This is a genomic window from Mesorhizobium jarvisii, assembly GCF_003601985.1.
In the GTDB taxonomy this organism is placed as follows: domain Bacteria; phylum Pseudomonadota; class Alphaproteobacteria; order Rhizobiales; family Rhizobiaceae; genus Mesorhizobium; species Mesorhizobium jarvisii.
This window is the reverse complement of the sequence record NZ_QZXA01000012.1, coordinates 22,261-41,801: the sequence shown is the minus strand read 5'-3', so window position 1 is coordinate 41,801 and position 19,541 is coordinate 22,261. Positions and strand designations below refer to the sequence as shown.

The following is a 19,541-nucleotide window of genomic DNA, read 5'->3' as shown; positions in this document are numbered from 1 at the left end:
GGTCACCGATAGAGCTGCGCTTCGTCGCGCAGATAGTTGTCGAGCGTACCGTTGCCGCCTTTGCCGGTGATGTCGACCAACTCGACGTAGATATTCTTCCCGTCCTTGATAGGCTCGGTGATGAAGAAGCTACCGAACCTCCTCACGGGAATCCCCGTCTGGCGGCCGCTGAAATTCGTGCCCGAAGCCTGAAGCGCATTGCAGTCGAGGATTGCGCCGTACAGCAACCGGCGGTCTGGGATCGAGATCGGGGTGCCTGCCGCCGCAGGCGGGACACCCGTTTCGCCACCGACTGCGGCGTCCTGAGAGATATTGTTGTCGATCTCGTAGCGATAGACCTCATAACGTGTCGGGAGATTGGCGCCGGTTCCGGATAGAGCCGATGGCACGGCACGTGTGGGATGATTGGCGGCCCAGTAGCGCGCGAAATTCCAGTTACCGTCGCCCATGCGGCCGCCCATCAAGGTGCAGTTGCCGGCGATCTGGCACGAGTCACGCTCAAGCCCGACACCCTTTGTCGGGTCTGTTTCGTAGTCGACCTTGTTGCTCTTGACGAACTGGCTGCCGTTCTTGGCACCCTTGCGCACATTGACTCCAGGTCCGTCCGAATAGTTTGACGAATCGATGCCGAAGCGCGAGTTGATGCCATTCTCTACAGGCCCGGCATTCTGTCCAGGCTCGGTATTGACGCCGTCGCGCGAATAACAATTCTGCGGCTTGGAGTCGGCGAGCATCTTTTCGAGCTGATTGGCGCCATTGCCAAATGGTGAAGCCAGGAAAGCGAAGTTGCCGGGAAAGTAAGATCCGTCGCCGCGCAGCACGATCTGACGGCGACGGTATTGCCTGGATTGTGCCGCCTGTTCGAGCGTGACGCCGCCGGTGATGGATGTGTCCTCATACGGATTGCACATGAAAACGGGCGTGTAATCGCAGACGCCCGACGTGAACCCGGCAGTCGCCCGGGCTGCAACGTTGAAACCGTTACTGGCCGAATTGCCCGTCAGAAACGACGCCGGGAATATTGCGGCGAAACCGGTCGGCGCCACCTTCACTTCAATGAAAGCAGTTTCATCTTCGCCGATGGATTGCGTTGCATTGGCATAATTTGCGCTGGTGACCGGGGCTCCGTCTGTTGCGGGTAAGCTCTTGAGGAAACACCACGAAATGTTGCCGGCGCTGTTGCACTGTGCGGTGCCGCCCGGTTGCCCGGACGTCAAAGTGAACCGACCATTGGCGCCAACGGTCGAGAATGCGGCCTGGTTGGCAACCAATGTCGCCATGGCGCGTTCGGCCCTAGCCCATGAGCCGGGCAAGCCATCGAGCTCGGCGGCTCCGGCCAACGCAAAGGCATCGGCGCCCTTCTGCAGGTCGTTATGCAAATTGTTGACCCGGCTCATGTCGATCGCCAACAGCGAAAAGCCGATGATCGCCGGCAGCGTAACGCTGACGAGGAGCAGCGCTATTCCCCTCTGATCGTGCCAGAACGCGCGAATGGTTCGCAGCATGGCTCTTACTCTTTGCTCCCCTGACGCCAGGTTTCCTCGTATGGCCTGGCGCGCTGAAACCGCATCCTTCCGTTTCAGTTTACGGCGTCGTCGTCGTCACACCCGACCCCGCCCCGCCGACATTGACCGTGATGGCAGGCGGTGGCGGCGGTGGTGGTGGAAATTTGTAGTTGTTGGCAACAGCGGCTGCGCGCGCACCATCGCCTCCTATGTGTGTATTCCTGGAGGCCGGGTTGAACGGATCGACCGTCTGCAGAAGCGAATTGTACTTCTGCGAGTCGCCCGCGGCCAAGGTCACTGAATCGTAGTGATTCAAATAGTCCGCCGCACAGCCCGTCAGCAGACCGGCGCTCAGGACGAGGATCAAGGCGCTATTTTTTGACATAGAGCATCTTGTCCTTCGATTTGAAGTTGAGCATGTGGCCATAGGGGCCGGTGACGCCGTCGCCCGTTTCATATTTCCGGATCATGTCCTTGTTCACTTCGAGCTGACCGAGCACGAAGAATTCCGGGTCGTTGGCGGGCCGCGTCTTGTCGAAAGGCGTTGCCAGCTGTTCGCCGGGCTTCACCGGCCGCACGATGTGCGGCGTGACGATGACGACCAGTTCCGTCTCTTCCTTCTGGTTGCTCGAATTGCGGAACAGCGTTCCGATCACCGGCACCTGACCGAGCCATGGCACCTGGTTCTGCAGCTTGGTGGTCCTGCTGGACAAAAGCCCGCCGACCGCGAAGCTCTGGCCGTCGCGCAATTCGACGACGGTGGACAGTTTGCGGTTGGTGAAAATCGGGTCGCCGGCGGTGGTGAAGCCGTTCAGGTCGCTGACTTCCGGCGCCAGGTTCATGTGGATCTTGCCGTCGTCGAGCACGACCGGCGTGAACAGAAGATTGACGCCGAATTGCTTGTAGACGATGCTGATCTCGCCGTTCTTGTCGAGAGTTCGGATAGGAACTTCGCCACCGGCGTTGAAGCTTGCTTGCTCGCCGGAGAGCGTGGTGAGATTGGGATTGGCAAGCGTGCGCACCGCGCCCTTGGCCTCAAGCGCCTCGATGTACAGATCGACCTTGATGTTGCTGTCGATGACGCGGGTGAGCAGCGCTCCGAAGGGAGTAGAGGTGGACAGGAGGTCGCTGAGAAAACCGCCGGTGCCCAGCACCACATTGTCCTTGTCGACGGCGGTAATACCGGTTCCGACTTGAGTCGTACCCCGGCTGTTTGTGCTCCTGATCGACACGCCCAGGTCGCGGCCAGCATTGCGCTTGGCCTCCAGCACGCGCACTTCCAGATTGACCTGCTGGCTGTCGTCGACGATCACGGAGTTGATGATGGCGTCAGGACCATATTGCTGCGCAACCGCCATGATCGCCGCCAGCGTGGCGCCGTCCTTGACATGACCGCCAAGCCTGACCCTGCCGTTGACCGAGGCGACTTCGATGCGCGACCTTGGCGCCACCTGGCGGATCGCCTGCGCCATGTCGCTGACGTCGACGCCGACCTCGATCTGGATGACGCCGAGTGAACGCTTATCCGTTGAAAACAGATTGACCGTGGTGGTGCCGGCCCCCTTGCCGATGACATAGAGCGTGCGGTCGGTCATCGGCTGCGCGTCGGCGATTTTTTCGTCACCGACGACGATATCGCCAAGTGTGGCGTTCACCGCGATCGTCACCGACTGCGACATCGGCAGGAAAACACGATGAACGCTGGGATTCGACACATCGATGAAGCGGTCTGCGGCCTCGGCCACGTGACTCCACGTTGGTAGCGTCGCGAAACAGGACAGCGCGACCGCCGCCATCCTTACCCAAAACCCCTGCATCCCCGTCTCCCCGATTGCTGCCTATGGCAACCCCATTTTATTAGCTGCAGCTTATCACGGTTGTCGCGGCACGTCATATGTCTCGAGCTTCACACCCCGGAAAACGCCCACGGTGGCACGCGACGGCGGCTCAGGTGTGACATATTTGACAACTTCCCGGGCTTCCGGCGCGGAGGCCACCGCCGGAGTCGGCTTGACCTTGCCCAACTCGTCGAGCTTGCTTCCCACCCGGTCCACGGCCTGTGCCAATCCTGCGATCTTGTCGTCGGCGCGCTTCTGTGCATCTTCCGCGCGCTGACGTTCGGCTGCCGCAGCAGCGTCGGCCGCTGCCTGCCTGGCGAGTTCCGCTTGCTTTTTGGCGACGTCGGCCGGCATTTCGCCGGTCAGGTCGGAAAGCGTCACCCGCTCGGTCGTTTCGCCCTTGCTGGCGGCGGCCTGGCGAAGCGCCAGCGACAATTGGCCGGCGCCTGCCGCCAGCGTCAGCTTCTGCGCGTCCTTGGTGCTGGCCTCGAGCGTGACCGATTTGACCACGGTCGGGCTGTCCTTGCTTTCGTCGGCTACCTGGTCGACGGCGAGCACCTTCATGCCCTGCAGCAGCACGTCGACAAAACTCTGGTCCGTGCCGTCACTGTCACGCACGGTGCGCGTCAGCAGCACATCGACCCGGTCTCCCGGAAAGACGAAGCCGGCGACACCAAGCACGTCGTTGACGCGGATGGAAACTGCCTTCATGCCTTCGGCAAGCACCGCCGAAAGCGTGGCGCGCTGGCCCGGGCCGGTGATTTTGCTGGCGAGAACCGGTTCGTTGACACCGATCGACTGCAACGCCTGCTTGGAGCCTCCGCCAGCCGGAAGGTCCTTGGTCAGAAGTTCCTCTGCCGTCCTGAAAGCGCCGGCCGGAACCGCGCCTGCCGGCCACGCGACTTCACGCAATTTGTCGGTGGACAAGGTGTCGCCGAACTTCAGCGCAACAGCCGCTACCACGACAGTATCGCGCTCTACATCTCCTGTTCGTGCCATGGCGCTGCGCTGATTGGCCAGCCAGATGTTGGCAAGCACCACCGCCAGCACGCCGAACACGCCAGCGAGAACGACCATTATGACAGTATTTGCGCGCATTTTGTTGCCCCGCCCGCGTTTGCTTTGGTTCATCGACGCCGGGTAACTTCCCCGGCGTCGACGTGTTTCAAGATATCACGGCAACGTTGCCGCCAGCGATGTCCACTGGGTGCCCACCCATGCGCCGACGGTTATGACCGATGCGATCACCGCGATGGTGATGATGCCGAGCAGGATTGTATACTCGACCATAGCAGCGCCGTTTTCGTCATCGCGGAACTGCCGGGCCATCGTCATGAGCTTTTTCATGCCAATTTCTCCGTTTGGAGTCGAACCCGACGAGACGAGCCGAGGATGAAATCATACCCAAGCATCCCCCGTCTTCTTCAAGTTTACTGCCTTACCCAATGATCGACGCCGAAAATGTCCTCGGCGCCGATAGGACCGATTGGAGTCAGATCACGGCAGCGCCGCCGCCAGCGTCACCCACCGGGCGCCGACCCATCCGCCGACAGTTATGATCGACGCGATCACAGCAATGGTGATGATACCGAGCAAGATCGTATATTCGACCATAGCAGCGCCGTTTTCGTCGTCGCGGAACTGCCGGGTCATCGTCATGAGCTTCTTCATGTCAATTTCTCCCTTTTGGAGGTTTGAACCCGACGAGACAGAGCCAAGGATGAACCCCATACCCAAGCATCCCCCGTCATCTCGATCCTAGGTCCCGAGAAATTGCAGAGTCAAACGGGATTAACGGTTCCTTAACTTCCCAATACATGAACTGTCGAGTTGAGCCCGGCCCTAAATTTCAGCAACACCTTGATTCGTCTGATTTTTCAAGCGCTCTTAACCATTCGTTCATAATTATGCCGCCAAGCTAATTAAGCTGTCTCTATTTTAGCAATATGACATATTCCTTTATATCTAAGGGGTTATAGCCGATTATGGGATGGATATCGGTGTTTGGGCGTGCAAGGGACTCGGGCGCCCCGAGGCTTGGTACTCCACTCATGATTGACGGCGTGGAGACCGGAAACAAAAACGATATTTTCTAGCGCCGCTTCTTAACTATGTTGAAAGTATTGCCTGGCCGTGAGCCGTCCCGGCGCTTGTGCGGCGCTTGGTTAACGTTTAGTTTCCGCTAATATGCGCTGGAGGGGTATAAGGGGTTATGCTGGGGCGGTTCATCAAGGGTGGCGAGACGCGGATCGAGCCAAAGCAGGAGTCAGTGGCGGTCCTCCAAGTTGCCAGCGGCGCCCCGCCTGTCGCGGATCTCGAACCGCATGGCGACGAGTTCCTGGCGCTGAAAGTCGATCTGCATCGACATCTGATTGACCGGTTCAATCTCGCGTCGCTCGAAACTGCGTCGAAGGACGAGATCCTCAACGAAATCCGCCCCATCGTGCGCGAGTTCGTGCGTGGTCGTAACCTTCCGCTGAACGCGCGCGAACTCGATCAATTGACCAGCGACACGGCCGACGAAATGCTTGGCCTGGGGCCGATCGAGCCATTGTTGAAAGACGATTCGATTGCCGACATTCTGATCAACACCCACAAGCGTGTCTTCATCGAGCGATATGGCGTGATCGAGGAAACCGCGATTCGCTTCCGCGACGAGGCGCATCTGTTGCGCGTCATCAACAAGATCGTCTCGGCGATCGGCCGGCGTGTCGACGAATCAGCACCGATGGTCGATGCCCGGCTGGCAGACGGCTCACGCGTTAACATCGCGGTGCGGCCGATCTCGGTGGACGGCCCGCTGGTCTCCATCCGTAAATTTTCCAAGAACCCTTATTCTCTAGAGCGTCTGATGGCGTTCAACTCGATCCGGCAGCCGATGGTCGATCTGCTGCGCATCGCGGTACAGTCGCGCAAATCGATCCTGGTTTCCGGCGGCACCGGCAGCGGCAAGACCACCTTGCTCAACGCGTTGTCGAGCTACATCCCGTCGAGGGAACGCCTGATCACCATCGAGGATGCGGCGGAGCTACAGTTGCAGCAACCGCATGTCGGCCGGCTGGAGACGCGCCCGCCCAATGTCGAGGGCAAGGGCGAGGTTCGTCAACGCGAATTGCTCAAGAATGCATTGCGCATGCGGCCGGACCGCATCATCGTCGGCGAGGTGCGCGGCGAGGAGGCCTTCGACATGCTGCAGGCGATGAACACCGGCCATGAAGGCTCGATGACCACCATCCACGCCAACACGCCGCGCGATGCGATCTCGCGGCTCGAACAGATGGTCGGCATGGCCGGCATGCCAATGACCAATGATTCCATCCGTGCGCAAATCGCCTCGGCCATCGATATCATCGTACAGACACAAAGGCTCTCGGACGGCGGCAGGCGCGTCACTTCCATATCGGAACTGACCGGCATGGAAGGCAATGTCGTCCAGCTTCAGGAAATCTATCACTTCGTTCGCCGCGACGTCCGCGCCGATGGCGCGATTGTCGGTGAATTTCGCGCCACCGGTGTACGGCCGCGTTTTGCGACTGAAGCCGCGGCGATGGGGTACCATTTCGCAAAAGATGCGTTCAATCCGCAGGTACCACTCTGATGCCGACCGGTCAGACCCTACTCTACTTCATCTATGTGTTGGCGGCGGCGTCGGTCATTCTCGCCGCCGAGTCCTTCTATCTGTCCTTTGCGGGGCGGCGGGCGCGTGCAGGCGCAATCAATCGGCGTCTCGAGCGACTGGGAGAGGAATCGCCGGCGGAACAGAGTTTGCAAGGACTGTTACAGGAACGCGGCCTGACCGCATCTGGCGACTACCTTTTCGGCGCGGTTGCGCTGAATCGGCTTTACACGCAATCAGGTATCACGGGCAATCCGCTCGCATTTGCGTCGATGTTCCTGCTCGCTGGCTTGGTGTTAGCATTGTTGCTGCTATTGCTTCTGGGCTTCTCAGTTGTCGTCGCGACCGTAGCTTTCCTATTTGTCGGGTTCGCTTTGCCACTTCTCGTTCTGCGACGTGCCCGGAATAAGCGAATTCAGAAATTCGCGTCACAGCTTCCCGACGCGCTCGATATGATTGTTCGGTCGCTGCGTGCCGGCCACCCAACCACCGTCGCCATTGGTCTTGTCGCGCGCGAGATGCCCGACCCACTCGGGACCGAATTCGGTATCGTGTCAGACGAAATAACCTTCGGCCTGAGCTTAGAGCAAGCGGTGCGAAAGCTTTCGGAAAGGGTCGGCTTTGAAGGGCTTCACCTTCTGTCGGTGGCTCTCTCAATCCAGGCCAAAACCGGTGGTAACCTCACGGAAATCTTGTCGAATCTCGCCTCCGTGTTGCGCGGGCGGCGGACGCTCCGGATGAAGATAAAGGCCCTTTCCGCCGAGGGACGCATGTCTGCTTGGATCATTTCCCTGTTTCCGGTTCTGATGCTCGGCATCCTCGCGGCTCTCGCCCCGAGCTACTATGGAGATGTATGGGGAAGCCCACTGATTTTTCCGGTGTTTCTGATCTTCGGTCTCTGGGCGCTGCTGGGGGACTTTATCATGTACCGGATGGTCAATTTCGATTTCTGAGGGAGCGGACTTGTTCACCAATATTGGAAACCCGGCCCTTCTGCTCTCGCTTGCGGTCTTTCTGGCGGCGGCTGCACTTTTCATGGTGGCCGCGTTGGTTTTGATGCCGGCTCTCCAAACCAGAAGAATGGTTGCGCAAAGCCTTTTATCCGAGGGTATCAGCAATCGGCGATCGCTCGGCGCGCGGCAGGAACTCACTAAGATTTCGGCGCAGCGGCCTGTCGATGCCTATTTTCGCGCTGTGGAGAAGGAACGCGGCGAGCCAAACGCGCTTGAAGCCAAGTTGTTCCGGGCCGGATTCTATCAATCTAGCGCCCCGATCATTTACACATTTTCTCGCCTTGCCGCCGTGTGTGTCGGATTCTTGGTGACATACGCGCTTCTTTCTCGCGTATTGCCTCATCAATTGCCAGGCGTCGTGGCCTTTGCCGGTTCGGCCCTATTAGGACTTGGCTGCATCGTCATTCCGAGCATAGCGCTCGACCGATTCGAGAATGGCCAAAAGCAGATTTATCGTCGCGCCTTTCCGGACTTCATGGATATGATGATCACCTGCGCCGACGCCGGCATGAGCCTGGAGGCAGCGGTTGAGCGCGTCGGCGCTGAACTGGCCGGCACCCATAAATGGCTCGGTATCCAGCTTTCGATCATGAATCTGCAACTGCGAGCCGGCAAACCGCTGCGTGAAGCGCTGCGTGATCTTGCCGACCGCATCGGCCTCGAGGAGGCGCGGGCCTTGGCGGTTTTGTTTCGGCAATCTGAAGAACTAGGGACCAGCCTGACGGAAGCCCTGCGTGTTTATAGTGACGAGATGCGCACACAGCGGATCCTCCGTGCTGAGGAGCGCGCCAACGCTTTGCCGGTCAAGATGATGATTCCATTGGGCCTTTGCATCTTCCCTGTCGTGATGATGGTGATCATGTTACCGGTGGTCATCCGCATGAAAGGCATTTTCTTCTAGTTGCGCATATGCTTTGGTCCTAATATGGGTCGGGGGACTCTTGGGGAAATGTATGAAACAGCTGATTGCTGCCACAGCCTGCCTGTTGATCATGGTGCTTACGGGCTGCCAAACTGACCCCGTCGACGGTGTCGTTCGCACGAACGAACCCTCCAAGGGCGATGTGACGTCTTTTGGCGACGCATTCGACGGACTGAAGACAGTCGGCAATGTCGAATATTATGCTTCGGACCAGGCTGTCGCCGAGGCCAAGAACCAGTTCCGCGCCGAAAATTACGGCAATTCGGGGGCCTTGTTCTTCAAGGCGACGCAATTGGCACCGAATGACGGTGGCGCCTGGATGGGCCTGGCCGCTTCCTGCGACCGGATCCACCGCTTCGACCTCGCCGACCGCGCCTACGCCCGAGCCTTCAAGCTGGTTGGCGCGACGCCGGAATATTACAACAATGTCGGCTATTCATATCTGCTGCGCGGCAAGCTGCAAGACGCGCGCAGTAATTTCCTAAAGGCCTATGAGCTGGCGCCCAACGATCCGACCATAGCCAACAATCTGAAGCTCCTGGCCTCCAGCGTGCAGAATATCGAGCGCTAGAGCGCCTGCATGTTGCTCGTCGCGTCGCTGCTGCTGAAGGCGATCGCCATCCTGCTGCTGGCGGGGATTGCCTGGCGCGACTTCACCACCCAGAAAATACGCAACCGCGACGTGCTGTTGCTTTTGTGCCTCGCGCTTGGATCGCTGCAACTTGCATCAGTTCAGACCGGATCGTGGTGGGACATGGGCCTGAGCGCGCTAGCCGGCCTAGTGCTGTTTCTTGCGCTATTCCCGTTCTGGGCCTTGCGCAGGGTCGGGGCCGGCGATGTCAAGCTGATGGCGGTCACGCCGCTCCTGATCGGCGGCACCGATCTCGTCTTGTTTTCCCTGCTGCTGCTGGTTTTCGCCCTCGCCACGGCGTTGATCGTGAGAAATCCGTTGATGTTGCCCCAAAGCGCCTTCCGCCTTTACGTTCAGCATCTTGATCGTAAGGGCGTTGTGCCGTTTGGCGTGCCGATCTCGCTCGCGTCGATCTGCACGCTAGCATTTCAGATCTATACTAACTTGATAGTTCTCGGCGGCCTATCTGTTTGACTCGCAGCGCCGCAAAATCACTTGGGATCGGAGTGCTTCGACCATAGACGCCGCAGGCGTCTTGCGCAGTTCCGCTTTGGCCCTCTGGTGCTCTAGGGGTGTGGGCGGGCGCCCGCATTAACCTATTAGAAACCATTAACTTGCGCTGAAACCGGCGAAGTGATTGGATTGGTTGTCGTCGGCGGGGCGCCATATGGATCCTTTCAACCTCAAAGCGCTTCTGATTGCGGTTCTGATATTCGTTCCGATCGAATACCTATTCGCATTGCGACCAAATCAGAAGATACTGCGGAAAGCATTTTTCAACGACCTGATTTATGCGCTGTTCAACGGTATTCCGATAACGCTTGGTCTGGTCGCGGTTGTTACGCTGGCAACAAGTACTGTGGGAACGGTGGTGCCGAGCTATGTCGGTAGCACCGTGTCGTCACAGCCGGTTTGGCTCCAGGTGATAGAGATCATCGTCATTGCGGACTTTGGCTTTTACGCGGCGCACCGCGCCTTTCACGCCGTTCCGTTTCTGTGGCGCTTCCATGCAGTCCATCACAGCATCGAAGAACTTGACTGGCTGGCAGCGCACAGGGTTCACCCTGTTGACCAGGTTTTGACGAAGAGTGCGTCTTTCGTGCCCGTGTTCTTGCTGGGTTTCAGCAGCCCTGCGATAGCTCTGTTCGGGTTCATTTTTCACGCCCACGGGTTGTTGTTGCACGCCAACATCAGGCTGAACGTCGGCCCGCTTCGGTGGCTGATCGCTTCACCACAATTCCACCACTGGCATCACGCTCATGAGCGCGCGGCGTACGACAAGAATTTCGCCGGCCAGCTTTCATTCATCGATATACTCTTTGGAACGATGTACCTCCCTGGCAAAGCAGTGCCTGAGCGCTATGGCGTCGATAGTCCCATTCCGCCAACTTATGTCGAGCAACTCGCGTACCCATTGATCCCGAAGGGTAAAACCAATGAAGCTCCCGCCACCAACGACGCGTGATTTCATCGGGCGCGCAACGATGATACTCTACTTCACGATCTGCGCGACCTTGAAGGCCGGAACTCTGGTCAGAGCTCTTCGCTACGCAGAATGGACAATTCCGCGGATTATCGACGGGATAGCAGACGTTGCCGCTCTCGGTTTCCTCGTGCTTATTGTTGCGACGACAGTTACGCGTCTGCCGCCGTTGAAAACGGCGCGGGGAATTGAACCCCGGGTTTCTGCACTGATCGGGTGCTTCGCCACTGTAACTTTGATTGCTGTCCCTCGCCTACAGACGCCTCCACAGCTTCAGATCGTTGCGGACCTCGTTACCATCGTGGGTTTTGGACTTTGCATCTGGTGCCTGTGGTGGCTCGGCAGATCGTTTAGCATCACTGCGCAGGCCAGACGGCTCGTTACGGCGGGCCCCTACCAGATTGTGCGGCACCCGCTCTATGCCTGCGAAGCAATCGTACTTCTCGGCGTTGTCCTGCGTAATCCAACATGGATGACGATCGCAATCGGCGCGACCGCTCTCGCGTTCCAATATCGACGTCTGATCAACGAGGAGAAGGTCTTGCGGGCGGCGTTCTCCGAATACGATGCGTACAGTCGAAGGACCCCCATGCTAATTCCATTCTTGTCGTTATCTTGGAGGTGGCGAAATGCGCCCCCGTCTCCAAAAACGATGCAGGTACCGCCCCGCTGAGGCCATTGGCGTCCGCCATTGATGTTGCAACGTTCTCCCGACACCTCGCGAGGGCGTGACAGTGCAAATTAACCGTCCGAAACCCGTCTTCTTGCCGGAGCGCCGACGACATGGTTTATTATTGAAATGGGGGAAGTTCGGCGGTTAGTTTTTTTATCATTGGGTTTGACAGCACTTGTTGCAGCAGCCGTGTGCGTTTGGCTGCCTTATTCGAGCGTCTATCTTGATCCTTCAAACAGCTGGATCGTCGCGAAGGTAACAGGTCTTGTCGTTGTTTTATATGGAGTTGTCGCACTGGTCGCCCACCGCATCCGGGGCGACGAGTCTCGTCCTGCTCGATTGATCCGAACTTTGGTCGGCACAGGACAGACATTGCTGCATTTGTGTGCTCTCGCGATCCCGTTCGGGCTTGCTGTCGGGGTCTTCATTTGCCTCGCTTCGGCCAACAACAGGCCATTGCTTGATGGAGACCTGGCGGCTCTTGACAGAACGCTCGGTTTCGACTGGCTTGCCTTCTTGGAACTGACCAATCGCAGCCCGACTGCCAGTGCTGTACTTGTGGCGGCGTATCATTCGATCGGTTTGCAGATGATAGTTGTCGCGGTGGTTCACGCGTCCATGCATCGGCTGGATCGACTGCTTGAATACTATCTCGTCAGCGCGGTCTGTTTGACGATCGTGGGCGTCGTTGTGGCGATGGTCCCGGCTGCTGGTGCCTATGCATTCTTCAAGCCATCGACCGCCACGTTCAGCAATTTCACCGCTCATGCCGGGATGTGGCATCACGAGACTTTGCTGAAGTTGCGATCCGGCGAACCGTTCGCCCTGCTTTTGAGTGAGGCCCAACCGCTCGTCACATTCCCGTCTTTCCACACGAGCCTTGGCGTTCTGATCGCGTATTCGATGCGATACTTCCGGGTCGTCTTTTGGCCGGTGGTGCTCTTGGAAATCACCATGATCGTCAGCACGATGCCGGAAGGTGGACATCACCTGGTCGACCTGATTGCCGGGGCAGCCGTCGCGGGAGTTTCCGTCTTTGTCGTGAGATCGGTCGCCTATCGTACCGGCATGGGTATTCAGGGTACGAACTTACCGCAACGCCCAATTTCTATGGGCGGAAGCTGATCGTCCCCCGAGGCGTATACGCCCAGATCGGCCAGGATGATGATCTCTATGACCTGGAGCCATGTCGCCTGACCGCTCACTGTCATCGTCACCTTCTCAGTACCAAGACGCCGAGACACCATTGCCGCTGCCGCCGCCCTGCAGGCTTTCCTGACGGTCGGCCGCCTCCCGCCAAAAGGAACCGCGCAGGGAATCGAGCCAAGGGTCACTTCTGTAGCCGGAACTTTCCTGATGATCATTGCAACGTTTGTGACCCCACCACTGGAAAGCGAGGCAGCGCAAATGGTGGCGCTGTGCCTGATTTTCATCGGCATGGTGGGCTCCGTGTTTTGCCTTTACTGGCTCGGCCGCTCGTCTCCATTATGGCTACGGCCCGGCAGTTGGTTGCCTCTGGCCCATATTCCATTGTTCGCCATCCGCTTTACATCTGCGAGCGACGTTCATTCTTGGGATGATCCTTTCGCATTTATCGGTGTTGATGGTGGCGTTAGGCGCGGTCCAATTTCTTCTGCAGTATCGACGTGCACGGAACGAGGAAGGTATCCTTCGGCAGACGTTCTCCGAATATGATGAATATGCTCGGCGCGTTCCGATGCTTCTGCCGCGTTATCGTCGTTCGGAAGTGCCAGCACCTGGCCAGTGATAAGACCGCCACGCTTCCAGAACAATGAGAGGCAAGCCCCGGCGATCATGTCGGTGAAATGGTTCACGTACCGGATACTTGATGGGATAGCCATCGTGATAGCTGCGCCGACACCTTGCCGGATAAGCGGGTCGATGGCTAAATAGACCACCACAGGGGGAGAAGGCATCATGGCACTTCACCTTTCGGCGGATGCCCCGGCTTCAGTCGCGACCGCCCCGCAAAAATATCTCTTCGGGCCGTTCATCGACTTCTTCATGCTTGGCGGAAGCGCGCTTCTCATCCTGCCGGTCCTGTATTTCCTGCCGCTGCGGTATGAAGCCACCGTGACGCTGACGATGTTCTTGCTCTCGCACCTGATAAACCAGCCGCATTTCGGTCATTCGTACCAGATCTTCTATCGCAATTTCGCGCGCAAGGTGCGCGGCGAGGGTTACGGCCGGAGCCTTCAGATACGCTATATTCTCGCGGGCATCGTCGTCCCGCTGGCGATGATTGCCTTCTTTGCCTACGGCGCGCTGACGGGCAACGCCCGCCTGCTGGGCAATGCGACAAACGCGATGGGCTTTTTCGTCGGCTGGCATTACGTCAAGCAAGGCTATGGCATGCTGATGGTGGATGCCGTGCTAAAGCGCAAATTCTTCAGTGATCAGGACAAGAAGGTGTTGCTGTTCAATGGATATGCCGTGTGGCTGTTCGCCTGGCTTCAGACGAACGTGGTAATCACCCAAAGGCAGTTCTGGGGCCTGGACTATTACACTTTCGCGGTCCCGCCATGGCTCATCACCATCGCCATGTCGATCGCCGCCGCCTCCTCGGCGGCAACCGCGGTGATGTTCATCAACCGCTGGCGCAAACATGGTGGGGCGCTGCCCTATAATGGCGTCGTCGCCTACGTCGTGTCCCTCTATGCCTGGATCCTGTTCGTGACGCTGAACCCGCTCTGGCTGCTCGTCGTGCCGGCGATGCATTCGTTGCAGTACCTGGCCGTGGTCTGGCGCTACCAGACCAATGTCGAGCGCGACCGTGCGGATGCCGTCGAGAGGCCGGCATTGAAGGCCCTGTCCGTTCTTGGACCGCTGTACAGGCTGCGCGTGCTGGCGTTCGTGGTCTTCGGCGGGATTCTTGGGGCGCTCGGTTTCTGGCTGGTGCCGATGGCGCTGACGGCCATGGTTCCCTACAACAAGGCGGTGCTCGGCTCGTCGCTCTTCCTCTTCATCGCCTGGATCTTCATCAACGTGCACCACTACTTCCTGGACAATGTGATGTGGCGGCGCGGCAATCCGGAAGTCTCGAAATATCTGTTCCGCTGAAGCGGTCGGTTGAAGTCACTCCGGGGTAGGGAAGGTTCGTTCCCGGCGCGAACACGATTCGTTAACCAAGATGCTGTTCATCGACAGGACGAGTTCGTAGGACGGATGCCCGCCTAGCCGGCGAAGCCTGCGTGTCCAGGTTTCGAAAAGAAGGCTCCGCCTCCGGCGAAGTCGTCAAATCGCCCGAAACAAGAACAATGTGCAAGGCATGAACGTGACTGAAAGCGAACAGAACGCGCCCGGCGCCTCCCATCGTTGGACATGGTTGCCGGCCATTGTCGTCGCGTTGCTTTGCCTGTGCGTCACCAGTGCGTTCGCCGAGACGCGCGCCTTGAAGATTCAGCATCTCCATACCGGCGAGAAGGCCGAGATCGTCTTCAAGCGCAACGGTCGCTACGATCAGGCGGGATTGAAGAAGATCAACTTCATGCTGCGCGACTGGCGCCGCAACGAGCCGACCAGGATGGATCCGCGCCTGCTCGACCTCGTCTGGCAGGCCTATCGCGCCAGCGGCTCGAGCGGCTATATCCATGTCGTCAGCGCCTATCGCGCGCCGGCGACCAACGCCATGCTGCGCAGCCGCTCGAAGGGCGTGGCACGGGAAAGCCAGCACATGGTCGGCCGCGCCATGGATTTCTTCCTGCCGGATGTGCCGCTGAAGAAACTGCGCGACATCGGCCTCAGGATGCAGGGCGGCGGTGTTGGTTACTACCCGACCTCCGGCTCGCCTTTCATTCACATGGACGTCGGCAATGTGCGGCATTGGCCGGGCATCAGCCGCCAGGAACTTGCCAGGGTCTTCCCGAACGGCAACACGCTGCATGTGCCGAGCGACGGCAGGCCGCTGCCCGGCTACGACCAAGCGCTTGCCGCCTACAAATCGCGCAAGGCCGCCGGCACGCCCAACATCGAGCTGGCAAGCGCCGACGGCGGTCAGCGCAAGTCGCGCGGCCTGCTGGCGACGCTTCTGGGCGGTCGGGGCGCCGACGAGTCCGAGGATATCGCCGAAGCCGCACCCGCGCCACGCAAACCGGCCAAGTCCGTTGAGCCCAAGACCGCGGGGCAGGGCATCGCCGTCGTGCCGCCGGAGGCAGCCCAGCGGGCGGACATCCAGATGGCTTCCGCCGGTGCGGCCGAAGAACCGCTCGCTGAGCAGAAGGGCAGGACGCCGGAAGCGATCGTCATGGCCATGGCGCCCAGCGCGGTGCCGTTGCCCGCCTTCGCCCCGCGCGCCGTTGCCACGGCCAGCATTCCGGGCCCGCAAACCGCGCCGTTCGCGATGGCTCGCGCGTCCACGGCGCAGGCCGAACCCTCCGTGACCAAGCCGGTGGTGGCCAATGCCGAAATGCCCTTGGGCAAGACGGAAGCCGCTGCCGCGAGCGCGCCGGACGTGGTGGCGCTCAACGTCCCCTTGCCGACATGGCGGCCGCAGAATGAGGCAAGCCTGGCGCGTCAGCCGGAAGCGGTCAAATCCGCCGATGCCGTCGCTGCCTTGCTGGCCATGCACCATCCCGATGCCGTCCTTGATGGATCGGCCGCTCGGCGGGTTGCCGTTCCGGCACCGAAATCCGAGGATCGTGTCAGGACCAGCCCCAAGGCCGATCGTGTCCAGCCACGCCTCGATCCCGAGGCCACCGCCGTGATTGTGCCCGTGGCGGAGCGCGGCATTTCCGGGGGAACCGGCGCGGCAGCGGCGCCCGTCATTGCAGCCAATTTCATCCGCACGGCCCCGCAGCAGGTCTATCTCGACGGATTCCAGCCGCGGGGACAGACGTCGGATCACCGCCGCTTCACAGGTTCCGCCGTGAAATTCCTGCCCATCGCCAGTTTCAAATAGGGGGCGAAGGCTTCCGAGCGGATGCCACCGCGTCGCCATGGCATTGGCCAGACGCCGTGTGCCAATATCGGCATTTGCACTGGTGGCTCGCCCGTGATCCAAGGCGACGATAAATCCAGGCTTTGCATTTGGAGCGCTGAATGACCGGATGGACACGCCGCGGGCTCTTGAAAACGGCCGCCATCGCTGGCGCAACCGGAGTGGGGCTCTCGGCCATCGGCAGGCTTGGCAGCCTCGCCGCCGCCAGCCCGGAACCGGTGGTGCTGCAGACGGCCAAAATCCAGGCCAGGCTGATGGATATCGGCCCGACCAACAATGTGCTGACCTATGGCAATGCCGGAATGCCGCCAGTGCTGAGGATGAGGAAGGGCGAACCCTTCGCGGCGCGCCTGGTCAACGCCATCGATGATCCCACGACCATCCATTGGCACGGCATTCGCCTGCCCAACAAGATGGATGGAGTGCCCTTCCTGGTGCAGCCTTACGTCTACACCGGCGACCATTTCGACTACGCCTTCACGCCGCCCGACGCCGGCACTTTCTGGTACCACCCGCATTGCAACACGCTGGAGCAGATGGGCCACGGCCTGACCGGCGTGATCGTTGTCGAAAACCCGAACGATCCGAAATTCGACGCCGAGTTCGTCCTCAATCTGCGTGACTGGCGCCTGGGCGACGACGGCCAGTTCATCGACCAGTTCCGGCCGCGCGACGCCGCGAAAACCGGCACCTACGGCACCGTGCGCACCGCCAACTGGCTTGACCAGCCGCAACATGACGCGCCGGCCGGAGGCCTGGTGCGGCTGCGCGTGGCCATCACCGATGTCACCCGCATCTATGCCTTTCGCGTCGACGGCGCCGAGGCGATCGTGATGGCGCTGGACGGCAATCCGGTGCCCGAGCGTTTTTCACCCGATGCCTTGCTGCTTGGGCCGGGACAGCGCATGGAGCTCGCCATCCGCATGCCCGACCAGGAAGGCGCGGTGGTGAGCCTGCGCGATGTCAGGGGCACCAGGCCCAAAATCCTGGCGACCGTGCGGGCGACGGGCAGTTCGCTCAAGCGGGATTTTCGCGACGTTGCGCCGCTGGAGGTCAATCCGGTGGCGGAGGTCGATCTCGCCGCCGCCCAGCACATTTCCCTGGCGCTCAGCGCCACGGCGGAAAACGTCCCGAGCGACGGCATCTGCGGTTCGCTAGGCTACAGTTTCTGGGCCATCAACAAGGTGCCGTGGCCAGGCGATACATCCGATCCGACCGCGCCGCTGGCCGAACTGAAGCTCGGCAAGAGCTATGTCATCGACATGGAGAACCTGACGCCGCAATCGCATCCGATGCATCTGCACGGCATGAGCTTCAAGGTGCTGTCGTCCTCGACGCGGCCGGTGCAGCCGCTGATTTCCGACACCTATCTTATCCAGCCCAACGAGAAGGTTCAGCTCGGCTTCGTCGCCGACAATCCCGGCGACTGGCTGCTGCACTGCCACATCATCGAGCACCAGAAATCGGGCATGACGAGTTACGTCAGGGTGGTCTGAAGCCAGGTTCGAACGGTTTCGTTGGCAAAAGCGGGTGGTTCCCTGCTATTGCCGCATCCAAAATCAAGAAACTGTGGACATCTCACGCATGACCAATGTCGCCTTGACCGGACTTGCCCGCGATCTCGCCAGCCGTGCCGCCGACGGTCGTCCGGTGCGCATCGGTGTTATCGGTTCGGGCGAGATGGGAACAGACCTCGTCACGCAAGGCATGCTGATGCCGGGCATTTCGGTCTGCGCCGTCTCCACCCGGCGCCCGCACACCGCGCGTGACGCCATCCGCATCGCCTATGGCGACGAGGCGATGGCAGTCGAGGCAGACGCGGCGTCGAAAGTCACCGCGGCCATCGAGGCAGGAAAGATCGCCGTCACCTCGAATGAGCTGCTGGTCACCAATCCACTGATCGACGTCGTCATCGACGCCACGGGAAAACCGGGCGTCGCCGCCGATTTCGACCTGATGGCGATGGAGCATGGCAAGCATCTGGTGATGATGAATGTCGAGGCCGACGTCACCATCGGGTGCTATCTGAAGCAGCAGGCCGACCGGCTTGGCGTCGTCTATTCGGTTGGCGCCGGCGACGAGCCGTCGAGCTGCATGGAACTGATCGAGTTCGCGTCCGCCCTCGGCCTGACCATCGTCTCGGCCGGCAAGGGCAAGAACAACCCGCTCAACCACGACGCCATGCCCGACGACTATCGCGAGGAAGCGATCCGCCGCAACATGAACCCGCGCATGCTGGTCGAGTTCGTCGACGGCTCCAAAACCATGGTCGAGATGTGCGCCATCGCCAACGCCACCGGGCTGGTGCCCGATGTGCCCGGCATGCATGGCCCGAAGGCCGACCGCGACGATCTCGTCAAGGTGCTTATCCCGCGCGAGGATGGCGGACTGTTGTTGAAAAAGGGCGTCGTCGACTACACGATCGGCAAGGGTGTGGCGCCCGGTGTCTTCGTCATCGTCGAGGCCACACATCCGCGCATCATCGAGCGCATGGACGATCTGCATATCGGCCATGGTCCCTACTACAGCCTGTTCCGGCCCTATCATCTGACATCGCTGGAAGTGCCGCTCACCGCTGCCCGCATCGTGCTTTCCGGCAAGCCCGACATGGTGCCGCTGCCAAGGCCGGTCGCCGAGGTCTGCGCGGTCGCCAAGCGGGACCTGGCGGCCGGCGAGACCTTCGATGCGATCGGCGAGACCTGCTACCGTTCCTGGACGATGACCGTCGGCGAAGCCCGAGCCCAACGCGCCGTGCCGGTCGGCCTGCTCGAGGGCGGCAAGGTGCTGAAACCGGTCAGGAAGGGCGAACTGCTGACCGCCGACAACGCCGCGCCCGACCAGACGACGAGGCTGTTCGCCTTGCGCCGGCTGCAGGACGAGATGCTGTACGGGGCGTACTGAGC

At 60.1% G+C, this 19,541-nt stretch carries 19 protein-coding genes; 12 read left to right on the top strand and 7 right to left on the bottom strand.

From position 1 onward, the window contains the following. Positions 1-2: 2 nt before the first annotated feature. From D3242_RS26995 to D3242_RS26970, 6 genes are all read right to left on the bottom strand, one after another. Entirely contained in the window at positions 3-1,505 is a 1,503-nt protein-coding gene (locus D3242_RS26995; RefSeq protein WP_038644583.1) for a TadE/TadG family type IV pilus assembly protein, read from the bottom strand. A gap of 79 nt (positions 1,506-1,584) precedes the next feature. Continuing rightward, complete coding sequence (locus D3242_RS26990) at positions 1,585-1,872, bottom strand: hypothetical protein (RefSeq protein ID WP_019860370.1); 288 nt, start codon at positions 1,870-1,872, stop codon at positions 1,585-1,587. A gap of 4 nt (positions 1,873-1,876) precedes the next feature. Then, positions 1,877-3,322 (bottom strand): type II and III secretion system protein family protein, encoded by a 1,446-nt coding sequence (locus D3242_RS26985; RefSeq protein WP_019860367.1) that lies wholly within the window; start codon positions 3,320-3,322, stop codon positions 1,877-1,879. A gap of 54 nt (positions 3,323-3,376) precedes the next feature. Continuing rightward, complete coding sequence (gene cpaB / locus D3242_RS26980; RefSeq protein WP_064980355.1) at positions 3,377-4,441, bottom strand: Flp pilus assembly protein CpaB; 1,065 nt, start codon at positions 4,439-4,441, stop codon at positions 3,377-3,379. 75 nt (positions 4,442-4,516) lie between these two features. After that, positions 4,517-4,690: a Flp family type IVb pilin gene (locus tag D3242_RS26975; protein ID WP_064980354.1), complete on the bottom strand. Its 174-nt coding sequence runs from the start codon at positions 4,688-4,690 to the stop codon at positions 4,517-4,519. 150 nt (positions 4,691-4,840) lie between these two features. Further along, positions 4,841-5,014 carry a Flp family type IVb pilin gene (locus D3242_RS26970; protein ID WP_064980352.1) on the bottom strand — a complete coding sequence of 58 codons (174 nt, stop codon included), beginning with the start codon at positions 5,012-5,014 and terminating at the stop codon, positions 4,841-4,843. A gap of 541 nt (positions 5,015-5,555) precedes the next feature. Between D3242_RS26970 and D3242_RS26965 the strand changes: the two genes are divergently transcribed. From D3242_RS26965 to D3242_RS26930, 8 genes are all read left to right on the top strand, one after another. Further along, a complete protein-coding gene (locus tag D3242_RS26965; protein WP_064980350.1) occupies positions 5,556-6,941 on the top strand; it encodes a TadA family conjugal transfer-associated ATPase in 1,386 nt (461 codons plus the stop codon). Further along, the gene (locus D3242_RS26960) at positions 6,941-7,912 is read left to right on the top strand and encodes a type II secretion system F family protein (protein ID WP_064980349.1); all 972 of its coding nucleotides are present in this window, start codon (positions 6,941-6,943) and stop codon (positions 7,910-7,912) included. The genes D3242_RS26965 and D3242_RS26960 overlap by 1 nt, the downstream gene beginning before the upstream one ends. A gap of 82 nt (positions 7,913-7,994) precedes the next feature. Beyond that, a complete protein-coding gene (locus D3242_RS26955; RefSeq protein ID WP_394811853.1) occupies positions 7,995-8,873 on the top strand; it encodes a type II secretion system F family protein in 879 nt (292 codons plus the stop codon). Positions 8,874-8,925: 52 nt separating this feature from the next. After that, a complete protein-coding gene (locus tag D3242_RS26950) occupies positions 8,926-9,465 on the top strand; it encodes a tetratricopeptide repeat protein (protein ID WP_064980347.1) in 540 nt (179 codons plus the stop codon). A 9-nt stretch (positions 9,466-9,474) separates the two neighbouring features. After that, positions 9,475-9,999, top strand: a complete 525-nt coding sequence (locus tag D3242_RS26945) for a prepilin peptidase (RefSeq protein ID WP_064980346.1) — start codon at positions 9,475-9,477, stop codon at positions 9,997-9,999. Between the two features lie 193 nt (positions 10,000-10,192). Beyond that, a complete protein-coding gene (locus D3242_RS26940) occupies positions 10,193-10,990 on the top strand; it encodes a sterol desaturase family protein (RefSeq protein ID WP_064980344.1) in 798 nt (265 codons plus the stop codon). Continuing rightward, the gene (locus D3242_RS26935) at positions 10,962-11,681 is read left to right on the top strand and encodes a methyltransferase family protein (protein ID WP_081295853.1); all 720 of its coding nucleotides are present in this window, start codon (positions 10,962-10,964) and stop codon (positions 11,679-11,681) included. Before D3242_RS26940 ends, D3242_RS26935 begins: the two co-directional genes overlap by 29 nt. A 159-nt stretch (positions 11,682-11,840) precedes the next feature. Beyond that, positions 11,841-12,806 (top strand): phosphatase PAP2 family protein, encoded by a 966-nt coding sequence (locus D3242_RS26930; RefSeq protein WP_167470463.1) that lies wholly within the window; start codon positions 11,841-11,843, stop codon positions 12,804-12,806. A gap of 440 nt (positions 12,807-13,246) precedes the next feature. Here D3242_RS26930 and D3242_RS33660 read toward each other — a convergent pair whose 3' ends face one another. Next, positions 13,247-13,621, bottom strand: coding sequence for a hypothetical protein (locus tag D3242_RS33660; protein ID WP_155772674.1), 375 nt, complete (start codon positions 13,619-13,621; stop codon positions 13,247-13,249). Here D3242_RS33660 and D3242_RS26915 point away from each other — a divergent pair. From D3242_RS26915 to D3242_RS26900, 4 genes are all read left to right on the top strand, one after another. Next, positions 13,620-14,762 (top strand): hypothetical protein, encoded by a 1,143-nt coding sequence (locus D3242_RS26915; protein ID WP_064980340.1) that lies wholly within the window; start codon positions 13,620-13,622, stop codon positions 14,760-14,762. The genes D3242_RS33660 and D3242_RS26915 overlap by 2 nt on opposite strands. Before the next feature lie 208 nt (positions 14,763-14,970). Next, positions 14,971-16,599: a peptidoglycan L,D-endopeptidase MepK gene (locus tag D3242_RS26910; protein WP_064980339.1), complete on the top strand. Its 1,629-nt coding sequence runs from the start codon at positions 14,971-14,973 to the stop codon at positions 16,597-16,599. 140 nt (positions 16,600-16,739) lie between these two features. Beyond that, the gene (locus D3242_RS26905) at positions 16,740-18,134 is read left to right on the top strand and encodes a multicopper oxidase family protein (protein ID WP_064980338.1); all 1,395 of its coding nucleotides are present in this window, start codon (positions 16,740-16,742) and stop codon (positions 18,132-18,134) included. An 88-nt stretch (positions 18,135-18,222) separates the two neighbouring features. Continuing rightward, on the top strand, positions 18,223-19,539 hold the full coding sequence (locus D3242_RS26900) for an NAD(P)H-dependent oxidoreductase (protein ID WP_038644607.1): 1,317 nt from the start codon (positions 18,223-18,225) through the stop codon (positions 19,537-19,539). Positions 19,540-19,541: the final 2 nt, after the last annotated feature.